Here is a 16,097-nt window from a genome sequence, read left to right on the forward strand (position 1 = left end):
ATGGACTCCGAGCAACGCTAAGGGGTCACAAATCAATGCTAAATAGGTAAAAAGCGGCGTCGCACCAAATTAAATCAGTTTGACGCACCATTTTGAAAACATCTTACTCAGTACAAAACATTAAAACAAAAAACGAGCGCGACTGAAAACGCTAAAGTTACTTAAGTATATTAACGTTACATCCAATCAGCATTACGAATAACGCCAACTGCCAATCCTTCGATATTGAAAGATTCGTGTTCGAGGTCAACCTCAATCGGTGCAAACTCGTCATTTTCTGCATGTAGGAGGACTTTTCGACCGGCTTTTTCTAAGCGTTTTACAGTCACATCTTCATCAACACGCGCAACGACAACTTGACCATTTTCAGCCACTTGTGTTCTGTGTACTGCCAGTAAATCACCATCCATAATGCCTATATCTTTCATACTCATGCCATTAACACGTAGTAAAAAATCTGCAGCGGGTTTAAACAAAGATGGATCAACCTGACAATGACTCTCCACATGTTCCTGCGCTAAAATTGGCTCACCGGCAGCTACACGACCAATTAAAGGGAGTCCTAGTTGTTCTGGCTCATCTTCCTCAACTAACTGAATACCACGACTCGCTCCAGGCTTCATTTTTATCATGCCTTTTTTAGCCAGCGCTTTAAGATGTTCTTCAGCGGCATTGGCACTTTTAAAACCCAGCGTCTGAGCTATTTCGGCACGAGTTGGCGGCATGCCTGTATCTTTAATAAATACTTTAATAAGTTCTAATATTTGCGATTGGCGTTTCGTTAATGGGCGCATACAACTGGTTTTCCATACAGTACATTTAACTGTGAGTATATACAGTTATCTGAAAATCGCAAATTTAAATTGGCCTCCTCATTTTGCTACAAAACTAACGTTGAACAGCACAGTTATATGCAATATGGTAGTAGCTTTAATTAGCTTGCTAAGGAAAAACCATGAGCATTTGGCACCAGCCAATCACTTTGGAGCAATGTCAGCAATTTGCACAAGGCATTACAGGTGAAGGAACTTTAATGAAAACCATGGGCATTGAAATAACCGAAATTGGTGATGACTATCTAGTTGCCACCATGCCCGCTATACCAGCCCACCATAATCCAATGGGAATGGTACACGGAGGCGCAAATGTTGTGCTAGCTGAGACTGTGGCCAGTTATGCGGCAAATTTTGTTGTTGACTTTGAAAAGTTTTATTGTGTCGGCCAAGAGATAAATGCCAATCATCTCAAAGCATCACGCAAAGGCGTACTTACAGCAATTACACGCCCTATTCATCTAGGGAAAAGGACATCGGTTTGGGAAATTAAAATTAGTAATGCGGCAGGTGAACTGTGCTGCGTATCACGTATGACCGCAGCGGTGGTAGAACGAAGATAGCGAGCTTAGCTCTGAACTGGGTAAATGGTAATTTCGATCCCTGCGCCAATGGCAGAAATACGTAATAAGGTATCTGCGTGCAGGGCTTGATTAAAACATTTTGGCGAGTCACCTGACTCAAAACCAATATCAAATGTTCGTTTTGAACACGAAAGCCACTGTTTCAATGCATTGCGTGAACATGACTCAATTAATTCGCATAATTGATTAATTGCTTTATCTGGCGTGCTAATGTCAGCTGTTGCTTCAATACGAGCAAGTTGACGATATTCATCTTTGTCATAATGTAAGACCATGGCGTTTTTCTTTAAATCAGCCACCAGTGCACTTATATCGTGTTTTGATTCAAGCTCCAAGTCTACATTTAAAAATTGAATTTCCGACATACCTTCGTTTTACCCTCTATTAATAGCGATTGGAACTTTAACGCAGTTTTGTCTATATACCAAATCTAGAATACAGTTAATGCGACATTATGCCGCATTGGCAGCCTAGTTTAAGCTTTTACAATAGCGCCTATACAAAAATAACAAGTGGTTTTCTATGAATAAACGTATGTTCAAGTATGCCCGCAAAGTGCATAAATGGTTAGGTTACTTGCTCGCCATACAAATCTTTTTTTGGCTGCTGGGTGGCTTGGTAATGAGCGCCATTCCACTTGAAAAAGTACATGGCAAACACTTAGCTAAACGCAGCCTTAGTAATCCATTTAAAGTGCATGATTACATGGCATCAATTGATGCAATAACAACTCAGTTTGAGCAAATTAGTGATATAAAATACAGCCACTTACTCACAAAACCCACCATTGAAATTGCCACTTTAAACGGTACATTTACCTTTGATGGTATAACGGGTGAAGCAATGGCTAGGCCAAGTGAGTCTGAGATTATTGAAAATGCTAAAGCACACCTACTCATTAGTGCAAAGGCCTCTCAAGTACAGCTTTTAGCAAAAGGGCCCAGAGAAATTGCATATAAAGAGAATGTTTGGCAAGTCAGCTTTGATGATTGGCTGACAACTACCCTGTATTTAGATAGCGCTACAGGTAAGGTCATTACAGTACGCAGCACTATTTGGCGTATTTTCGACTTTTTTTGGATGTTACATATTATGGATTACGACGAGCGCGAGGACTTTAATAACCCCTTACTTATAAGCTTTGCAGCCACCAGCGTACTGTTTTGTATTTCGGGTATTTTATTATTACTACAAAACCTACGTATAAAGCGCCGTAAGCCAATTTCAACTAGCAGTAAGTAATCCTACCAGCATCGGCACCACTGTTTTGGTGCCTTGCTAATAACTTGTCGAAGTTTAAACTGCCTAGGCTGATTATCTCGATAACAATCAAACTCTTTTTCTTTTAGAGCTATCACTCTACACTAGCAAACCCTGTAGTTCACACATGTGATGGATATGCGTTTATTTTTCTCTTTACTATTTTGCCTTGGGGTTTGTTTTACTGCCTCTGCGGAGCAATTTTCTAGCTTTTCTAGTGCCAAAAAATATCTAATAAAGACCTTACCAAACGACACTAAGAGCTTATATTGTGATTGTGATATAAAACGCGAAGGTAAAAAGTTAGTGCCTGATCCAACGCGATGCGGCTACCTGCCGCGAAATGCTGTGACTCGTTCTGGCAAACAAAATATACGGGCACACCGGATTGAGTGGGAGCATATTGTGCCTGCTTGGGAGTTTGGTCATCAACTGCAGTGCTGGCAAGAAGGTGGTAGAAAAAATTGCCGAAAAGTGAGTAAAAAGTTTCGTCAAATGGAAGCTGACATAAATAACTTAGCACCAGCCATCGGTGAAATTAATGCTGATCGCTCTAACTATCGTTTTGGTATGGTAGCCAATAACATCAAACAGTACGGAGCGTGCCCTGTTAAAGTTGACTTTAAACAGCGTGTTGTTGAACCGCCAGTTTATGCTCGAAAGCGCATTGCAGATACTTACTTCTATATGCAAAAAACCTATGGACTCGCTATTTCAAACAAACAACAGAAGCTCTTTGAAGCATGGCAAAAACTTGAACCTGCAGACTGACATGATGCGCTGAAAATTTATACACTTATTTACACTATTTAGATCGCTCTTTATTGTCATCGCGTATACTTATTGATACTTTTTCAACAATCGTTTACAGGAAAGTAATCTCATGTTTAAAAGTAACAAACTCGCACAGGCGACTTTTTTTATCTTTTCAAGCCTTTATTTAACGGCTTGCGGTGGGGGTAGTTCGTTAGACTCTGACACAGATACAGTAACTCCACCTCCCGCTAACTCTTCCACTGTTTGGACAGCTGGTACATTTGCGCCATCCAGTGAGTTTAAAGATCAATGCGCCGTGCCTCGCACAGGAAATGATCCCTTCAATGAAAATCAGCCTTACCCCGACACTGCTGGTTCAGAGTTTACTGAAAAAATGTGGTTACGCTCATGGAGTGATGAAACATACCTTTGGTACGATGAAATCGAAGACAACAACCCTGACAACTTTAGTTCAGTTGCAGCCTACTACGATCAGCTAAAAACATTTCAAACGACAGACTCAGGCGCTAACAAAGACAACTTTCATTTTAGTCAGCCAACTGAAGATTTTTTCAAAGAGTCGCAATCTGGTGTTGTATCGGGCTACGGAATCAACTGGGCGTTTCTTAGTAACACACCACCTCGAGTACTACGCATCGCCTATTTAGAGGATGGCTCACCTGCCGCCAATGCAGGTTTACAACGCAGTGATACGATTTTATCGGCGGATAATGTAAGTATCAACGACAACACCGAAGCCGGCATTGAAATTTTGAATGAAGTACTGTTCAACCCCACAGCTGGTAGCACCCATAACCTTAAACTACGAAGCAATGATGGTACTGAAAAATCAATCAATGTGGTAGCAGGTAATATTACCCAAACCCCTGTGCAAAATGTGAATACACTGATCACAGAAAATGGCACCAAAGTTGGTTATATGCAGTTTAATAGTCATATAAGCATTGCCCAACCTGAGCTTATTAATGCTGTTAATAAGTTCAAAACCGATATGATCGATGAGCTTGTAATTGACTTTAGATACAACGGTGGTGGCGTATTGGCTCTTTCTGCACAACTTGCTTATATGGTTACAGGCCCTGCCAATAGTAGAGGTTTTGACTATTATCAAACCATTCGAAACGACAAACAACCCAATGATACGCCCTTTCCATTTATTGACTTTGAAATTGATTATTCAACGTTTCAAGCGACTAACAACACACTCCCCGATTTAAACTTATCAAAAGTGTATGTGCTTAGCACTGAAGGAACTTGCTCGGCATCAGAAGCATTTATTAATGGGCTTAAAGGCATCAACGCAGAGGTTATTCTAATTGGTGATAAGACCTGTGGTAAACCATACGGGTTTAATCCGACTCATAACTGTGCAACAACCTACTTTACTATTCAATTTTCAGGTGTGAATGAACAGGGATTCGGTGAATATTCAGATGGCTTAAGACCGACTCCGACCCCGCAATTTGACGCTGACGTGCAAGGTTGTCTGGCTGCAGACGATTTTAACCACCAGTTGGGCGATAAAAACGAAGGCTTATTATCTACAGCACTTTTCCATATCGAAAATAACCGCTGCCCTATTTCAACTCAAACGGCAAAAATCAAACAGCCCAACATCTCAGTCAATGCGTTAGCGGATACAGGCTTACCACTCGTTCCTAAACAACCACTATATAAAGAGAATATGGACTTAACACGCCCCACACCAGCAAAAGGAGATAGCGATGAGTAAAAAATACCTCTTTATTTCATCATTGCTGATGAGTTTAACTGCGTGTCAAAGTAGCCAAGCTGAGCAGCCTCAAGATGCGACGTTAACTCGTATCAATGCTGGCGTGATTACCGAGTTACAACAAGCCATTCAGTCAGCTAAAGGAGGTGCTTTAGTGACCTTAGCTGATGATGTGTTCACTAAAAGTGCCGTGCTGTTAATTGATCATGGTACAGGTAAAGGGCCTGATGGCTTGCCAATAATGGGCGCCCATTCAATTCCTTCTGAGAAGTTTGTGTTGCAAAAAGCAGGCGAGCAATGCCTGCTTTACTACCCCAAAAAAGAGCGCCGTATTCCACTTCCTAATGTAGAGTGCGAAGTTAACTAACAATCAGGCGCGGCTTAGGCTGCGCCCTTTTCGTTATAGGGTTTGGTGAGGGCCAAACACCTCATAGTGAATGCGTTCACTTGCAACCCCTAAACTTAGTAGCTGCTCTTTTATCATAGCCATAAAGGCGATTGGACCACACAGATAAAAGTCCCCTTCGCTAATTGGTAAGTTATCGGTGATGTGGTTAACATCCATCAAGCCCGCAAAATCTCCTCCCTTGCCATCTTCAAACCAAGTAACACAATTAAAAGCAGGGTGCGCTTGCTGTTGCTTTGATAAATATTCATGAAAGGCAAATTGCGCCTCACTGTCGCATGCATGCAGATAATGAATTGGCTGGTTATGTTGTTTGCTCAATAATGTCTCAAGCATCGCCATCATCGGTGTTTGGCCAACACCAGCTGAAATCAATACGACAGGCGAGTCGATTTCGCGAAGCACAAAGTCGCCTGCTGGAGGATAAACTTCAATTACCTCGCCTTCACGCAAGCTATGTAAATGGTAGGAGACTAAACCTTCTTGCTTTACGCTAATACGGTAGTTTTCACCATTACTTTGCTGCGAAATAGAGTATTGGCGAATTTGAGTATTATCACTGTTTTCAGGTTTAACTTTAATACCCAAATATTGCCCTGGTAAATGCGACACCACCGCTTTACCATCACAAGGAGTCAGGGTAAAACTACAAATATGCTCTGACTCGATTTGCTTGTGTGAAATAGTAAATAAACGTGTACCAAACCAACCTCCTTGGGCTTGCTTGGTTTTGTTGTATAATGCCATTTCTTCTGTAATACAGACATCTGCAAGCAGTGCATACGCTTCTCGCCATGCGTATTCAACCTCTGGAGTAAACTGCTCAGGCAGCAACTCCTTAAGTGTTGCAATTAAGTGACCACCTACAATCGGATAGTGCTCAGGCAAAATGTGATAACTAGTATGCTTATGATTTATACGTGCTAAGGCATCTTTCAAAACAGCAAGGTTATCAATATTCGCAGCATAGGCAGCTAACGCATTAAACAACGCAAATTGCTGATGCCCTGATTGCTGATGGCTCATATTAAAAATGTTTTTTAACTCGGGATTATAACTAAACATACGATCATAAAAGTATTCAGTAACCTGAGGGCCTGCCTCTGCTAGCAATGGCACTGTACTTTTAACAATCTCGATCGTTTTTTCAGACAACATATCATTTCCTCTATTTTAAAGGGAGTAATTAACCCACGCGGCCATCTACACGACGTTTCACTAAAATGGGCGCACAATGAAATAAGAACAATAAAAAACCAGCTATCCACAGCATTGCACTCAGCTGCCACGCCAAGTGGTGCCCTATTACAGATATAAGCAGAGCGCGTATAATCGCAGCAACGGCAATACATACAAATGCTAGGGTAATGATAAATGGCACTTTTAGGGGTCGGCCGGTATGACCATGAGACACACGCACCATCATAGCTAAGATCATTAAGCCAACCGTACCTACAGTGATAAAATGCAGCGCATCTTTAAATAAAATGAACGAACTATAGGAGCTCAGTGCAATTAAGAGTAAACCTATACTCAAAGCCCAATATGAAAGGTGTAGTGACCATAACAGAGGCACTTTTAGTATCCCCTTGTGCCACCACGCAACACAGCGATAAAAATGTAAACAAGCAAGCCAAGCAAAAACCCAACCTACGCTCATTTGATTAAAGAATAATTGACTAAAAAAGAACCAAGTAATAGCAAATAAAGAGCTTACCACTACCAGTTTATCAAGCCTTGGTAGACGAACTTGCTCGGTAAGATTCAATCCTCGCGCAGTGAAAAATGGCACAACACGCCCTGCAACAATACCAACCAATAAAGTCATCACAATCACGGCGGTATCCACAACACTGAGCGCAAAGAGCATTTTTTCAGCAACCACCAATGCTAAAAAAATCATATTAAGAGTACATAGCATGGAGGCAATAACAATAAACACGTAATTCTGCTTACTACTTGCTTTGAGCAACATATTACTCAGGGTAATGATGCCGGCTAACCACCATATAAGCTGAAACACTCCCACTACATATAAATTAAAATTCGCTGTTATTATGGCAGGTAAAAAGAAACTCAAACGTGCTAATAACCACACACCAGTCATTAGACAAAGCTTGCTGCCACTGACACTCGGTACGCCAGTCCACGTTTGCGCCGCGGTCAGTAAAAACCCCATAGCAACAACACCTGAAAAACCAAATAGCATTTCGTGGGCATGCCAAAGCGTAGCTGGTACAGTTAAATGCCAGTTGGCATAACCACTTAACATGAGTAACCAGTAACTCATAGAGCCCACGGCTAATACACCGGCAACCAAAAAGTAAGGCCTAAACGCTAATGCCCAAATAGGCCATTCACTGACTTGATGAGCCTTTACTTTTTTTGGCATTGGCTCTGTTAAATTAATGACTTTCATTACCACCCTCACTGATATCATTGCCATTGTTATTGCACACACCTTGCCAAAATTAAAAGCCATTAATTTTCAATAAGATAAGAAAATGGACATTGAAGAAAAAGTCAAAATGACTCACCATTAATAACATCAAAAAACACAATAAGGTCAATATGACATGGCGAGTAAAAAGACTATGCTCGATATTGCAATCGCACTGGCAAGAGTAAGCCCTGAATATACAAACTTTAATTATTTACTGGATTGCATAAACGAGTGGATAGCCTGTGATGCGCTCGCACTACTTCTTAACAAAGGAGATGTGTTAAAACCGGTTGCCTTACAAGGCTTATCACATGACACGCTAGGCAGACGCTTTAAAATCGACGAACATCCACGTTTATATGAGATATGCCAAGCAACTCAGCCATTAAAATTTGCCAAAGAATGTGGGTTACCAGACCCTTATGATGGTTTACTTAAGCGCAAACATGGTGATTTTCCCGTACACGCCTGCATGGGTATTCCACTGTATAGCAGTCACCCAAAAAACCCGAATTTACTGGCTGTCATTACATTTGACAGCTTGGATGAATATGCATTTGATGACTTAGACTCCGCAGAGTTAAAACAACTAATGCAGCTCATTTCTGCACATGTTGAAAGTGTATTAACCTTGCAACACTATCAGCATCATGCGCAGCATAACTATCAGCTTGCACAACAGCTTAACCTTGCGGCTCTTACCAGAGAAGGAGTCGAGATCATAGGTAATAGCCATGCAATACAAGCACTAAAAAATGACATTCAATTGGTCGCAGCATCCGAATTTAGTGTGTTGATCCAAGGTGAAACGGGCGTGGGTAAAGAGCTGGTTGCCCGCAATATTCACTTAAATTCAAAACGCCGCGAGCAGCCTCTTATTCATCTCAACTGTGCTTCATTACCAGAGAATTTAGCTGAGAGCGAGTTTTTCGGCCACAGTAAAGGCGCCTTTACGGGTGCACATTCAGCTCGTCAGGGAAAGTTTCAACTCGCCGATGGCGGCACGCTGTTTTTAGACGAGATTGGCGAGTTACCCCTTGCGATGCAAAGTAAACTACTACGCGTATTGCAAAGTGGTGAAATACAAACTGTGGGTGAAGATCAGACTCATTATGTCGATGTACGGGTTATTGCTGCAACAAACCGTGATTTAAAACAAGAAGTTGCAGAGGGGCGTTTTCGAGCAGATCTGTTTCATAGGCTGAGTGTTTACCCGCTGAATGTGCCAGCGCTGAGGGCCCGTGATAACGATGTTATTTTACTTGCTGGCTTTTTCGTGGAGCAAACTGCACGTAAGCTTGCGATAAAACAACTAAAGCTAAGTGTAGACACCCAAGTATTATTGCGTCAATACGATTGGCCTGGCAACGTCAGAGAACTTGAACACGTCATTAGTCGCGCAGCATTAAAAGCAAAGCAACAACAGTGGCAGCAGGATATTATTACTATAGAGCCTGCGCATTGTAATATTGAGCAGCTATCAAATAAGGAGAGCTATACAGCAGTAGAGCACAAGAATGCGCTACCAGAACTGTCGCTAAAAGAGGCCACTGAAGCATTCAACTACCAACTAATTATGCAGCAACTTGAGCGGCATAACCTAAATTGGGCAGCCACAGCACGCACCCTTAAAGTGGATAGAGCCAATCTAGTGCGACTCGCGAAACGCTTAGGTATCAGTGTTAAAAAGTCACTCTAGCTTGTTAGCTTTTTAAAGTAAGCTTTTAGTAACTGACTAAAAGCTTGCACTTTAGCAGTACGGTGCACCAAATGATGTGTCACCAGCCAAAGGTCTGTTGGCCAAGCAAGTTCTTTTGCTAATACTGGCACTAAATCAGGATACTGCTGTGCCACTTCGTGCTGCAAGCCACCAATACCAAGTCCCCTAACAATAGCGCGGGTTGCTTCTGATGTTTCTGATACTCTAAGTTTGATTTGTGCTGGTGCTATGTGCTCATCGACCCAAGCAAAATAAGGTACTTTTCCATTATATCCTGCCACTCCAGATACAAAACTATGTTGCTCTAACTGCTGAATACTCTTTGGCATACCATATTTTTCAATATAGCTTTTTGAGGCATAAAACCCAGACGATAACTCCGCTAAATGCTGGGCAATATAATCGCCTTCATCAGGGCGCGGACCCGCTCTAACAGCAATATGTGCTTGACCATGGTCGAGTCGTAGACGATTTTGGTCAAGAATAACCTCAAGCTGCACTTGTGGGTGTAAACTTTGGAACTGCTCACAAACATCACTGAGCACATCAATAAAACCACTCACCGTGGTTAATAATAAGCTGCCTCGTAACTGGCTGTCAGCAGCAATGATATCGTTATGGAGCTTTTCAAGTTCTGCATTAATCGATTTAGCCGTGGCAAACAACTTAGCGCCAATTTCTGTCACTGTATAACCACGGGCATGGCGGTGAAATAACCGTGCATCAAGGTTATCTTCTAAATTGTTGATTCTTCTTAGTACTGTGCTGTGATGAACACCCAAGGACTCCGCGGCAGCCGTTAAAGTACCTCGTCTAGCTACTTCATAAGCGACCTTAACATCTTGCCAATCATCAAATTGAATTGCCATAACAGCTCCTCATGTGCATTTACGCACATAAGTTTTGCGTTTATTTAGCTTTTCTGCAAGCTATTTTTTGCTACAGTGAGCATATCAACAACAGTGAAGCTTAAAAAGGAACCCCTCATGACAGCGCCAAAAATTATTGCCCTCGCAGGCAGCCTACGTAAAGACAGCTTTAACCAAAAACTAATTAATGAGGCAGCACGCTTCGCCCTCGAAAGTGGTGCAGAAGTAGAAGTCATTAAGTTAAGCGATTTAGACCTACCGTTATTTGATGAAGATATTGAAGCGCAAGGCACACCCGCTGGGGCACAATTATTAAAAGATAAACTTCGTGCAGCAGACGGCATTCTGCTGGCAAGCCCCGAATATAATGGCTCAATTACGGCACCACTTAAAAACGCTATCGATTGGGCATCTCGCACTGAGCAAGGCGCGGTACCAGCATTTCGTAATAAAGTAACCGCGCTCTATGCTTCTTCACCAGGCGGTTTAGGCGGCTTACGTGGTTTAAACCACGTGCGTGATATTTTATCAGGTATTGGCAGCTTAATACTTGCAGATCAATTAGCTGTGTCTGCTATCCACACTAAATTAGATGAACAGGGCCGCATTAATGATGCTGATACAGCGGAACAAGTTGCCAGCCTAGCTCAACAACTTGTTAGTGTGGCAAGTAAATTAAATAAGTAAGTAAGCCTGATTTAATTTAATAGCCCTTAGCTGAGTTTTGTCGCTGCCAGTTTCGCAGCGATAAAATCTTCATGAGTCACATATAAGAGGCTAGCGACACGGCGAATCACAACCTCTTCATGTTTATCTAATTCACCATCAGCATAGGCTAAACGCCATAACAGCTCGATAATATCAATACGCTGCTCAGCACTACACTGTGCATTTATTTGTTTAGAAAACTGAAAATAATCAATCGCTTCATCTAAATTTTTAGAGGCGCTATCAATGAGCTCCTGAACCTCATCGTCTGTTAAAGAAAAATATTTCTTTAAGGTGTCATTCAGTGTTTGTTGCTCATCATCTTGTAATTCACTGTCAGCGCGCATAACCTCGATTAATAAAGCGGCAACCGCTGTTTTTAGGTCATGCTCACTAATATTAGATTGAGTATCGTCCATCGCTGAAAATAGCTGTTTTATTTTATTGAGCATCACATTTTACCTTTTGAGTGTTAGACTAGGTATAAGATATAAACTAACGTTACCCTAGTTTGACTGTCGAAGCTAATTCATGGTTCAACAACACGCGCTAGAATTATTGCATCAATCACATGGAGTTAGGTGTTTATGAACAAACCCCGTTCGATATTCGCATTATCAATCAGCGCCCTTTTACTTACCGCTGGCTTTTCCCCTGCATACGCTGAAGAAACCGAAACAGAAAAACTTTTCGACTTTGATGAAGAAGTCCACTACTACCAAACTAAATTAGCCGATGGCCGCTACCACCTCGAAATTCAGTCTGATGACTACAAGCACTTTCGCAATCAAAGCGTATTTTTGCTGCGCCATGCCAGCCGTTTATGTAGAGACAAACCGTTTATGTTAAGAGTGACTGATGGTGTACAGGAGTATGAACGCTTTCCCACTAAACCACGCCCCTACCAGCCACCTTTAACGGTTGTTTTACAATGCGAGGATGACGCTAAATAGCGCTAGTCTTCATACCCCCACGGAGCACTTGGTGGTGTAATTGGCTTTGTTAAATCAAAATCAACGCGAAACTCACGCCCTTCTCGCACTAAACGATACGTAAATTGCTTGGGGTAAATATATATTTGCCACGTATTGCCCATTGATTGTGGAATACCTTGGCTCACAAACAACTGTTTTGAATATTGATCAGCCGGGAACGACTGTGCATTAGCAAAACCCGCATCAAGGGTATGGCCCCCATACATGGTTGATTTATCATCGCTGCCATCTTTATGGCGATGGTCATGCTTTAAACTCAAACCACTGCCTGTTTTTGTGATGATCCATGTACGAGACGCATCATCGCCCACATGAAATGGCACTTGCAATTCACGTTCATTACAACGACGCACATGCATCACTAACTTTTTACCCGCAAATGAACTGGGGCCTGTCGCGTTATCAACGCTCACTTTACCTTCGTAAGCTTTGCCACAATGGGCTGCAATATTATCAAAAAAGCCATCATGGCTTGGAATTGACACTAACGGTGCAGGACGCGCAGCCGCTACTGATGATGCTGCCACGAGCACCGATGCCACTAAGTATTTCATGGTGTGTTCCTAAAATAAAAATATTAACCCTAGCCTAGCGATTTAAAGCTAATAAAGAAAACAATCACGATAAACTGCTTGTCTAAAAATAGTTACGATGGGTTTGTAGCTAGTTGTATGTCATGTTCAGCGCGCGATTTCATGAATTTCAGAAGAGCTTTGTGAAAATCCTGAAAGATCACCTCTCCCCACACTCGTGAATAAATGCCAAAATTAGTGTTATCAAGTACAGTCGTTTTTAGGCTCAACAGCGTTTGATTCTTACCACTTGCAACTAATTCATAACCGCCATGTAACGGCGAAAAATATTCACCACCTAATTTCACATGCTGATCCAGCGCCTTATCAGGAATTAAGTCTGGGTCTATATCAAACTTATAAAGCATTTTCTCATTCGGCTGCCACTCAGTTATCACTTCTTTAAATACTACATTTTTCTGCCACTGACTGGTTCTTATTGCACCGACTCCATCCCCACTCATATCAGCTCGAATTGGCCTTGGAATACCAATTAAATGCGAAAATGAGCTCGGATACTCGCCCTCGTGAATTTGGCTAACATTAGCCAATTGTTGCCACACAACGTCAACAGGCGCATTTATAACAATCGTATTTTTAACTTCGTAAGTTTTCGATAGGTGTAAAAAGTTGAACTCTAAAGGAGAAAGAATTAACGGCAGCAATGCTACCGACATCACCGCTTTGTTGCTTTTCTTTGCCCAAAGTCGATGGCAGAGCCCTGCTAACATACCGCCAATACTAGCAAAAAACATAAATGCAGGGAGTGCCATTGCAACGCAGATGCTGCCCTCTAAAAGAGTAATAACACTCACAAATAAGAAGATAAAAATAGGCTGCCAAGCGATCACTGCCATTCTTCCGTATGTCATCACAGGCAGCTGATTGTATTCAAAATGTACCCGTATAAACCCAATAGCAACAGGCACTAAAAACATAAACGAAATAGTAACAAGGCTACCGAAATTAAACGTTCCGCTAACTTCAAGAAAAATGCGTATGCAGATGCCGTAAAGAACACCCATCAAGATGCCGATAGATTTAGGAGAAAGAGGCCACATAGTTATTTGTTGTTTTCGTTATTTTACCAACCAAATTAACAACTTTCTTTTTTAGAAACAAATAAAAACGCGACTTTCGCCGCGTTTAGGTTCCACATGTAATAAAACCTTTTATTGCCAAGGGCGCTCAGCTTTAAGCTTAGTTTCAAAGGCATCAATTTGGCTGTTAAGTGTTTCAGTCACACCAATAAAGTCCAAGCCACTTAGTAAACGCTCTTTAATGTCATGACGAATATCAAAGTGAATGGTGTCAAACTTATCGCTACGAAGTTGTTGGTTTTCTAAATCAACTTCGATATGAATAGCATCATGCTGTTCACTCAGCACAAATAATTGCTCAAGTGTTTCTGCTGGTAATGCGATAGCAAGCATTTGGTTATTGCCGCAGTTATTAAAGAAAATATCGGCAAAACTTTCCGCTAAGATAACTTCAAAACCATATTGCTTTAATGCCCATGGCGCGTGCTCGCGCGATGAACCACAACCAAAGTTGTCGCGAGTTAAAAGAATTTGCGCACCTTGGTAACAAGGACGATTCAAAATAAACTCAGGGTTTGGCTCGCCGTTATCTAAATAACGCCAATCGTAAAAAAGCGCCGCATCAAAACCATCACGGCTGGTCGACGTTAAAAACTGCTTTGGAATAATTTGGTCAGTATCAACATTGTTTTTATCTAACGGGGCAATTAAGCCACTAAAAAATACGCTCATTAGGCTTCTCCTCTGATATCAACAAAACGACCATGAATTGCCGCTGCCGCTGCCATTGCAGGGCTCACTAAGTGAGTGCGACCACCGCGACCTTGGCGACCTTCAAAGTTACGATTTGAGGTCGACGCACAGCGTTTACCGGCTTCTAATCTATCATCATTCATTGCTAAGCACATTGAACAACCTGGTTCACGCCATTCAAAGCCAGCTGCTTTGAAGATATCTGCAAGGCCTTCGTCTTCGGCTTGTTTTTTTACAAGGCCAGAACCAGGAACAATCAGTGCTTCAACACCCGCTGCAACTTGTTTACCTTCTACAATTTGCGCAGCAGCACGTAAATCTTCAATTCGGCTATTTGTACATGAGCCAATAAAAACGGTATCAACAGTTGCTGAAGACAATTTATCGCCTGCTTTTAAGCCCATATATTTTAGTGCGCTACGGATTGCATCAGCTTTGATTAAATCTGGTTCTTGCTCAGGGTCTGGAATGAATTCATCGACGCCAATCACTTGCTCAGGGCTGGTACCCCAAGTTATTTGCGGTTGAATATCAGCAGCCTCCAATTCAACAACATGATCAAACTCTGCGCCTTCATCCGTTTTTAGTGTTTGCCAGTAGGCAACAGCATTATCAAAGTCAGCACCTTGTGGTGCAAATGGGCGACCTTTTAAATAATCATAAGTTGTTTGATCTGGCGCGATTAACCCCGCTTTTGCACCCATTTCAATACTCATATTACAAAGCGTCATACGCGCTTCCATAGACAGCGCTTCAATTGCTTCACCACAAAACTCCGCAACATAGCCAGTACCACCCGCAGTGCCTAATTTACCGATCACCGCCATGATTAAATCTTTTGCAGTAACGGTTGGACGTAGGCGACCATTTATATGAATTTTTAACGACTTGGCTTTTTTCTGCTGTAACGTTTGAGTGGCTAGAACATGCTCAACTTCTGACGTACCAATACCGTGCGCTAGTGCGCCAAATGCACCATGGGTAGAAGTATGGCTGTCACCACACACTATGGTTGTGCCCGGTAAGGTAATGCCCTGCTCAGGCCCCATTACATGCACAATACCTTGATTAATCGAATTTAAATCATAAAGTTGAATACCAAACTCTTTACAGTTTGCATCCAGTGCCATTAATTGATTTTTCGACACTTCACTAGCGGCATCTAATGAGCGACTTTTTGTTGAAACATTATGGTCCATAGTCGCAAAGGTTTTTTCTGGGCAACGTACTTTACGGTTTTTCTCACGTAAACCAGCAAAGGCTTGCGGTGAAGTAACTTCATGAACTAGATGACGGTCGATATAAAGTAAATCGGTTTGATCGTTAATGTTGGCGACTACATGAGCTTGCCAGATTTTATCGTATAAGGTTTGGGCCACTTGCTATTCCCTCATTTTAGTTACGC

The 16,097-nt window shown here is 41.9% G+C and carries 18 protein-coding genes; 8 read left to right on the forward strand and 10 right to left on the reverse strand.

Annotated elements, in window-relative coordinates; all coding sequences use genetic code 11:
- Window positions 1-176: 176 nt before the first annotated feature.
- Complete coding sequence (gene lexA / locus PAARA_RS06995) at window positions 177-794, reverse strand: transcriptional repressor LexA (RefSeq protein ID WP_062568348.1); 618 nt, start codon at window positions 792-794, stop codon at window positions 177-179.
- A gap of 161 nt (window positions 795-955) precedes the next feature.
- On the opposite strand from lexA, the gene PAARA_RS07000 reads away from it, so the two are divergent.
- On the forward strand, window positions 956-1,396 hold the full coding sequence (locus PAARA_RS07000; protein ID WP_062568349.1) for a PaaI family thioesterase: 441 nt from the start codon (window positions 956-958) through the stop codon (window positions 1,394-1,396).
- A 5-nt stretch (window positions 1,397-1,401) separates the two neighbouring features.
- Here PAARA_RS07000 and PAARA_RS07005 read toward each other — a convergent pair whose 3' ends face one another.
- Window positions 1,402-1,782 (reverse strand): hypothetical protein, encoded by a 381-nt coding sequence (locus PAARA_RS07005; RefSeq protein ID WP_062568350.1) that lies wholly within the window; start codon window positions 1,780-1,782, stop codon window positions 1,402-1,404.
- Between the two features lie 157 nt (window positions 1,783-1,939).
- Between PAARA_RS07005 and PAARA_RS07010 the strand changes: the two genes are divergently transcribed.
- The 4 genes from PAARA_RS07010 (at window position 1,940) to PAARA_RS07025 (ending at window position 5,553) form a co-directional block, all read left to right on the forward strand.
- On the forward strand, window positions 1,940-2,659 hold the full coding sequence (locus PAARA_RS07010; RefSeq protein ID WP_062568351.1) for a hypothetical protein: 720 nt from the start codon (window positions 1,940-1,942) through the stop codon (window positions 2,657-2,659).
- A gap of 150 nt (window positions 2,660-2,809) precedes the next feature.
- Complete coding sequence (locus tag PAARA_RS07015) at window positions 2,810-3,448, forward strand: endonuclease (RefSeq protein ID WP_062568352.1); 639 nt, start codon at window positions 2,810-2,812, stop codon at window positions 3,446-3,448.
- A 112-nt stretch (window positions 3,449-3,560) separates the two neighbouring features.
- Window positions 3,561-5,186 (forward strand): S41 family peptidase, encoded by a 1,626-nt coding sequence (locus tag PAARA_RS07020; protein ID WP_062568353.1) that lies wholly within the window; start codon window positions 3,561-3,563, stop codon window positions 5,184-5,186.
- Complete coding sequence (locus PAARA_RS07025) at window positions 5,179-5,553, forward strand: hypothetical protein (protein ID WP_062568354.1); 375 nt, start codon at window positions 5,179-5,181, stop codon at window positions 5,551-5,553. The genes PAARA_RS07020 and PAARA_RS07025 overlap by 8 nt, the downstream gene beginning before the upstream one ends.
- A gap of 33 nt (window positions 5,554-5,586) precedes the next feature.
- Here the strand turns inward: PAARA_RS07025 and hmpA are convergent, their stop codons facing one another.
- Together hmpA and PAARA_RS07035 are read right to left on the reverse strand one after the other, a co-directional pair.
- On the reverse strand, window positions 5,587-6,750 hold the full coding sequence (hmpA, locus tag PAARA_RS07030) for an NO-inducible flavohemoprotein (RefSeq protein WP_062568355.1): 1,164 nt from the start codon (window positions 6,748-6,750) through the stop codon (window positions 5,587-5,589).
- 28 nt (window positions 6,751-6,778) lie between these two features.
- The gene (locus PAARA_RS07035; protein ID WP_062568356.1) at window positions 6,779-8,011 is read right to left on the reverse strand and encodes an NnrS family protein; all 1,233 of its coding nucleotides are present in this window, start codon (window positions 8,009-8,011) and stop codon (window positions 6,779-6,781) included.
- Window positions 8,012-8,168: 157 nt separating this feature from the next.
- On the opposite strand from PAARA_RS07035, the gene norR reads away from it, so the two are divergent.
- Window positions 8,169-9,734: a nitric oxide reductase transcriptional regulator NorR gene (norR, locus tag PAARA_RS07040; RefSeq protein WP_062568357.1), complete on the forward strand. Its 1,566-nt coding sequence runs from the start codon at window positions 8,169-8,171 to the stop codon at window positions 9,732-9,734.
- On the opposite strand, the gene PAARA_RS07045 is transcribed toward norR, so the two are convergent.
- Window positions 9,731-10,624 carry a LysR family transcriptional regulator gene (locus PAARA_RS07045; protein WP_062568358.1) on the reverse strand — a complete coding sequence of 298 codons (894 nt, stop codon included), beginning with the start codon at window positions 10,622-10,624 and terminating at the stop codon, window positions 9,731-9,733. The genes norR and PAARA_RS07045 overlap by 4 nt on opposite strands.
- A gap of 117 nt (window positions 10,625-10,741) precedes the next feature.
- Between PAARA_RS07045 and PAARA_RS07050 the strand changes: the two genes are divergently transcribed.
- Window positions 10,742-11,311 carry an NADPH-dependent FMN reductase gene (locus PAARA_RS07050; protein WP_062568359.1) on the forward strand — a complete coding sequence of 190 codons (570 nt, stop codon included), beginning with the start codon at window positions 10,742-10,744 and terminating at the stop codon, window positions 11,309-11,311.
- Window positions 11,312-11,337: 26 nt separating this feature from the next.
- Here the strand turns inward: PAARA_RS07050 and PAARA_RS07055 are convergent, their stop codons facing one another.
- Window positions 11,338-11,784, reverse strand: coding sequence for a tellurite resistance TerB family protein (locus PAARA_RS07055; protein ID WP_062568360.1), 447 nt, complete (start codon window positions 11,782-11,784; stop codon window positions 11,338-11,340).
- 135 nt (window positions 11,785-11,919) lie between these two features.
- Here PAARA_RS07055 and PAARA_RS07060 point away from each other — a divergent pair, with 135 nt between their 5' ends.
- Window positions 11,920-12,285, forward strand: coding sequence for a hypothetical protein (locus tag PAARA_RS07060; protein WP_062568361.1), 366 nt, complete (start codon window positions 11,920-11,922; stop codon window positions 12,283-12,285).
- Window positions 12,286-12,287: 2 nt separating this feature from the next.
- Here PAARA_RS07060 and PAARA_RS07065 read toward each other — a convergent pair whose 3' ends face one another.
- The 4 genes from PAARA_RS07065 to leuC form a co-directional block, all read right to left on the reverse strand.
- Window positions 12,288-12,881 carry a hypothetical protein gene (locus PAARA_RS07065; protein WP_062568362.1) on the reverse strand — a complete coding sequence of 198 codons (594 nt, stop codon included), beginning with the start codon at window positions 12,879-12,881 and terminating at the stop codon, window positions 12,288-12,290.
- A gap of 92 nt (window positions 12,882-12,973) precedes the next feature.
- Entirely contained in the window at window positions 12,974-13,960 is a 987-nt protein-coding gene (locus PAARA_RS07070; RefSeq protein ID WP_062568363.1) for an SRPBCC family protein, read from the reverse strand.
- Between the two features lie 111 nt (window positions 13,961-14,071).
- Window positions 14,072-14,671: a 3-isopropylmalate dehydratase small subunit gene (leuD, locus tag PAARA_RS07075; RefSeq protein ID WP_062568364.1), complete on the reverse strand. Its 600-nt coding sequence runs from the start codon at window positions 14,669-14,671 to the stop codon at window positions 14,072-14,074.
- Window positions 14,671-16,071 carry a 3-isopropylmalate dehydratase large subunit gene (gene leuC / locus PAARA_RS07080; RefSeq protein WP_062568365.1) on the reverse strand — a complete coding sequence of 467 codons (1,401 nt, stop codon included), beginning with the start codon at window positions 16,069-16,071 and terminating at the stop codon, window positions 14,671-14,673. The genes leuD and leuC overlap by 1 nt, the downstream gene beginning before the upstream one ends.
- Window positions 16,072-16,097: the final 26 nt, after the last annotated feature.

Origin of the sequence: Pseudoalteromonas arabiensis, from assembly GCF_001550155.1 — a bacterium.
Lineage (GTDB): Bacteria > Pseudomonadota > Gammaproteobacteria > Enterobacterales > Alteromonadaceae > Pseudoalteromonas > Pseudoalteromonas arabiensis.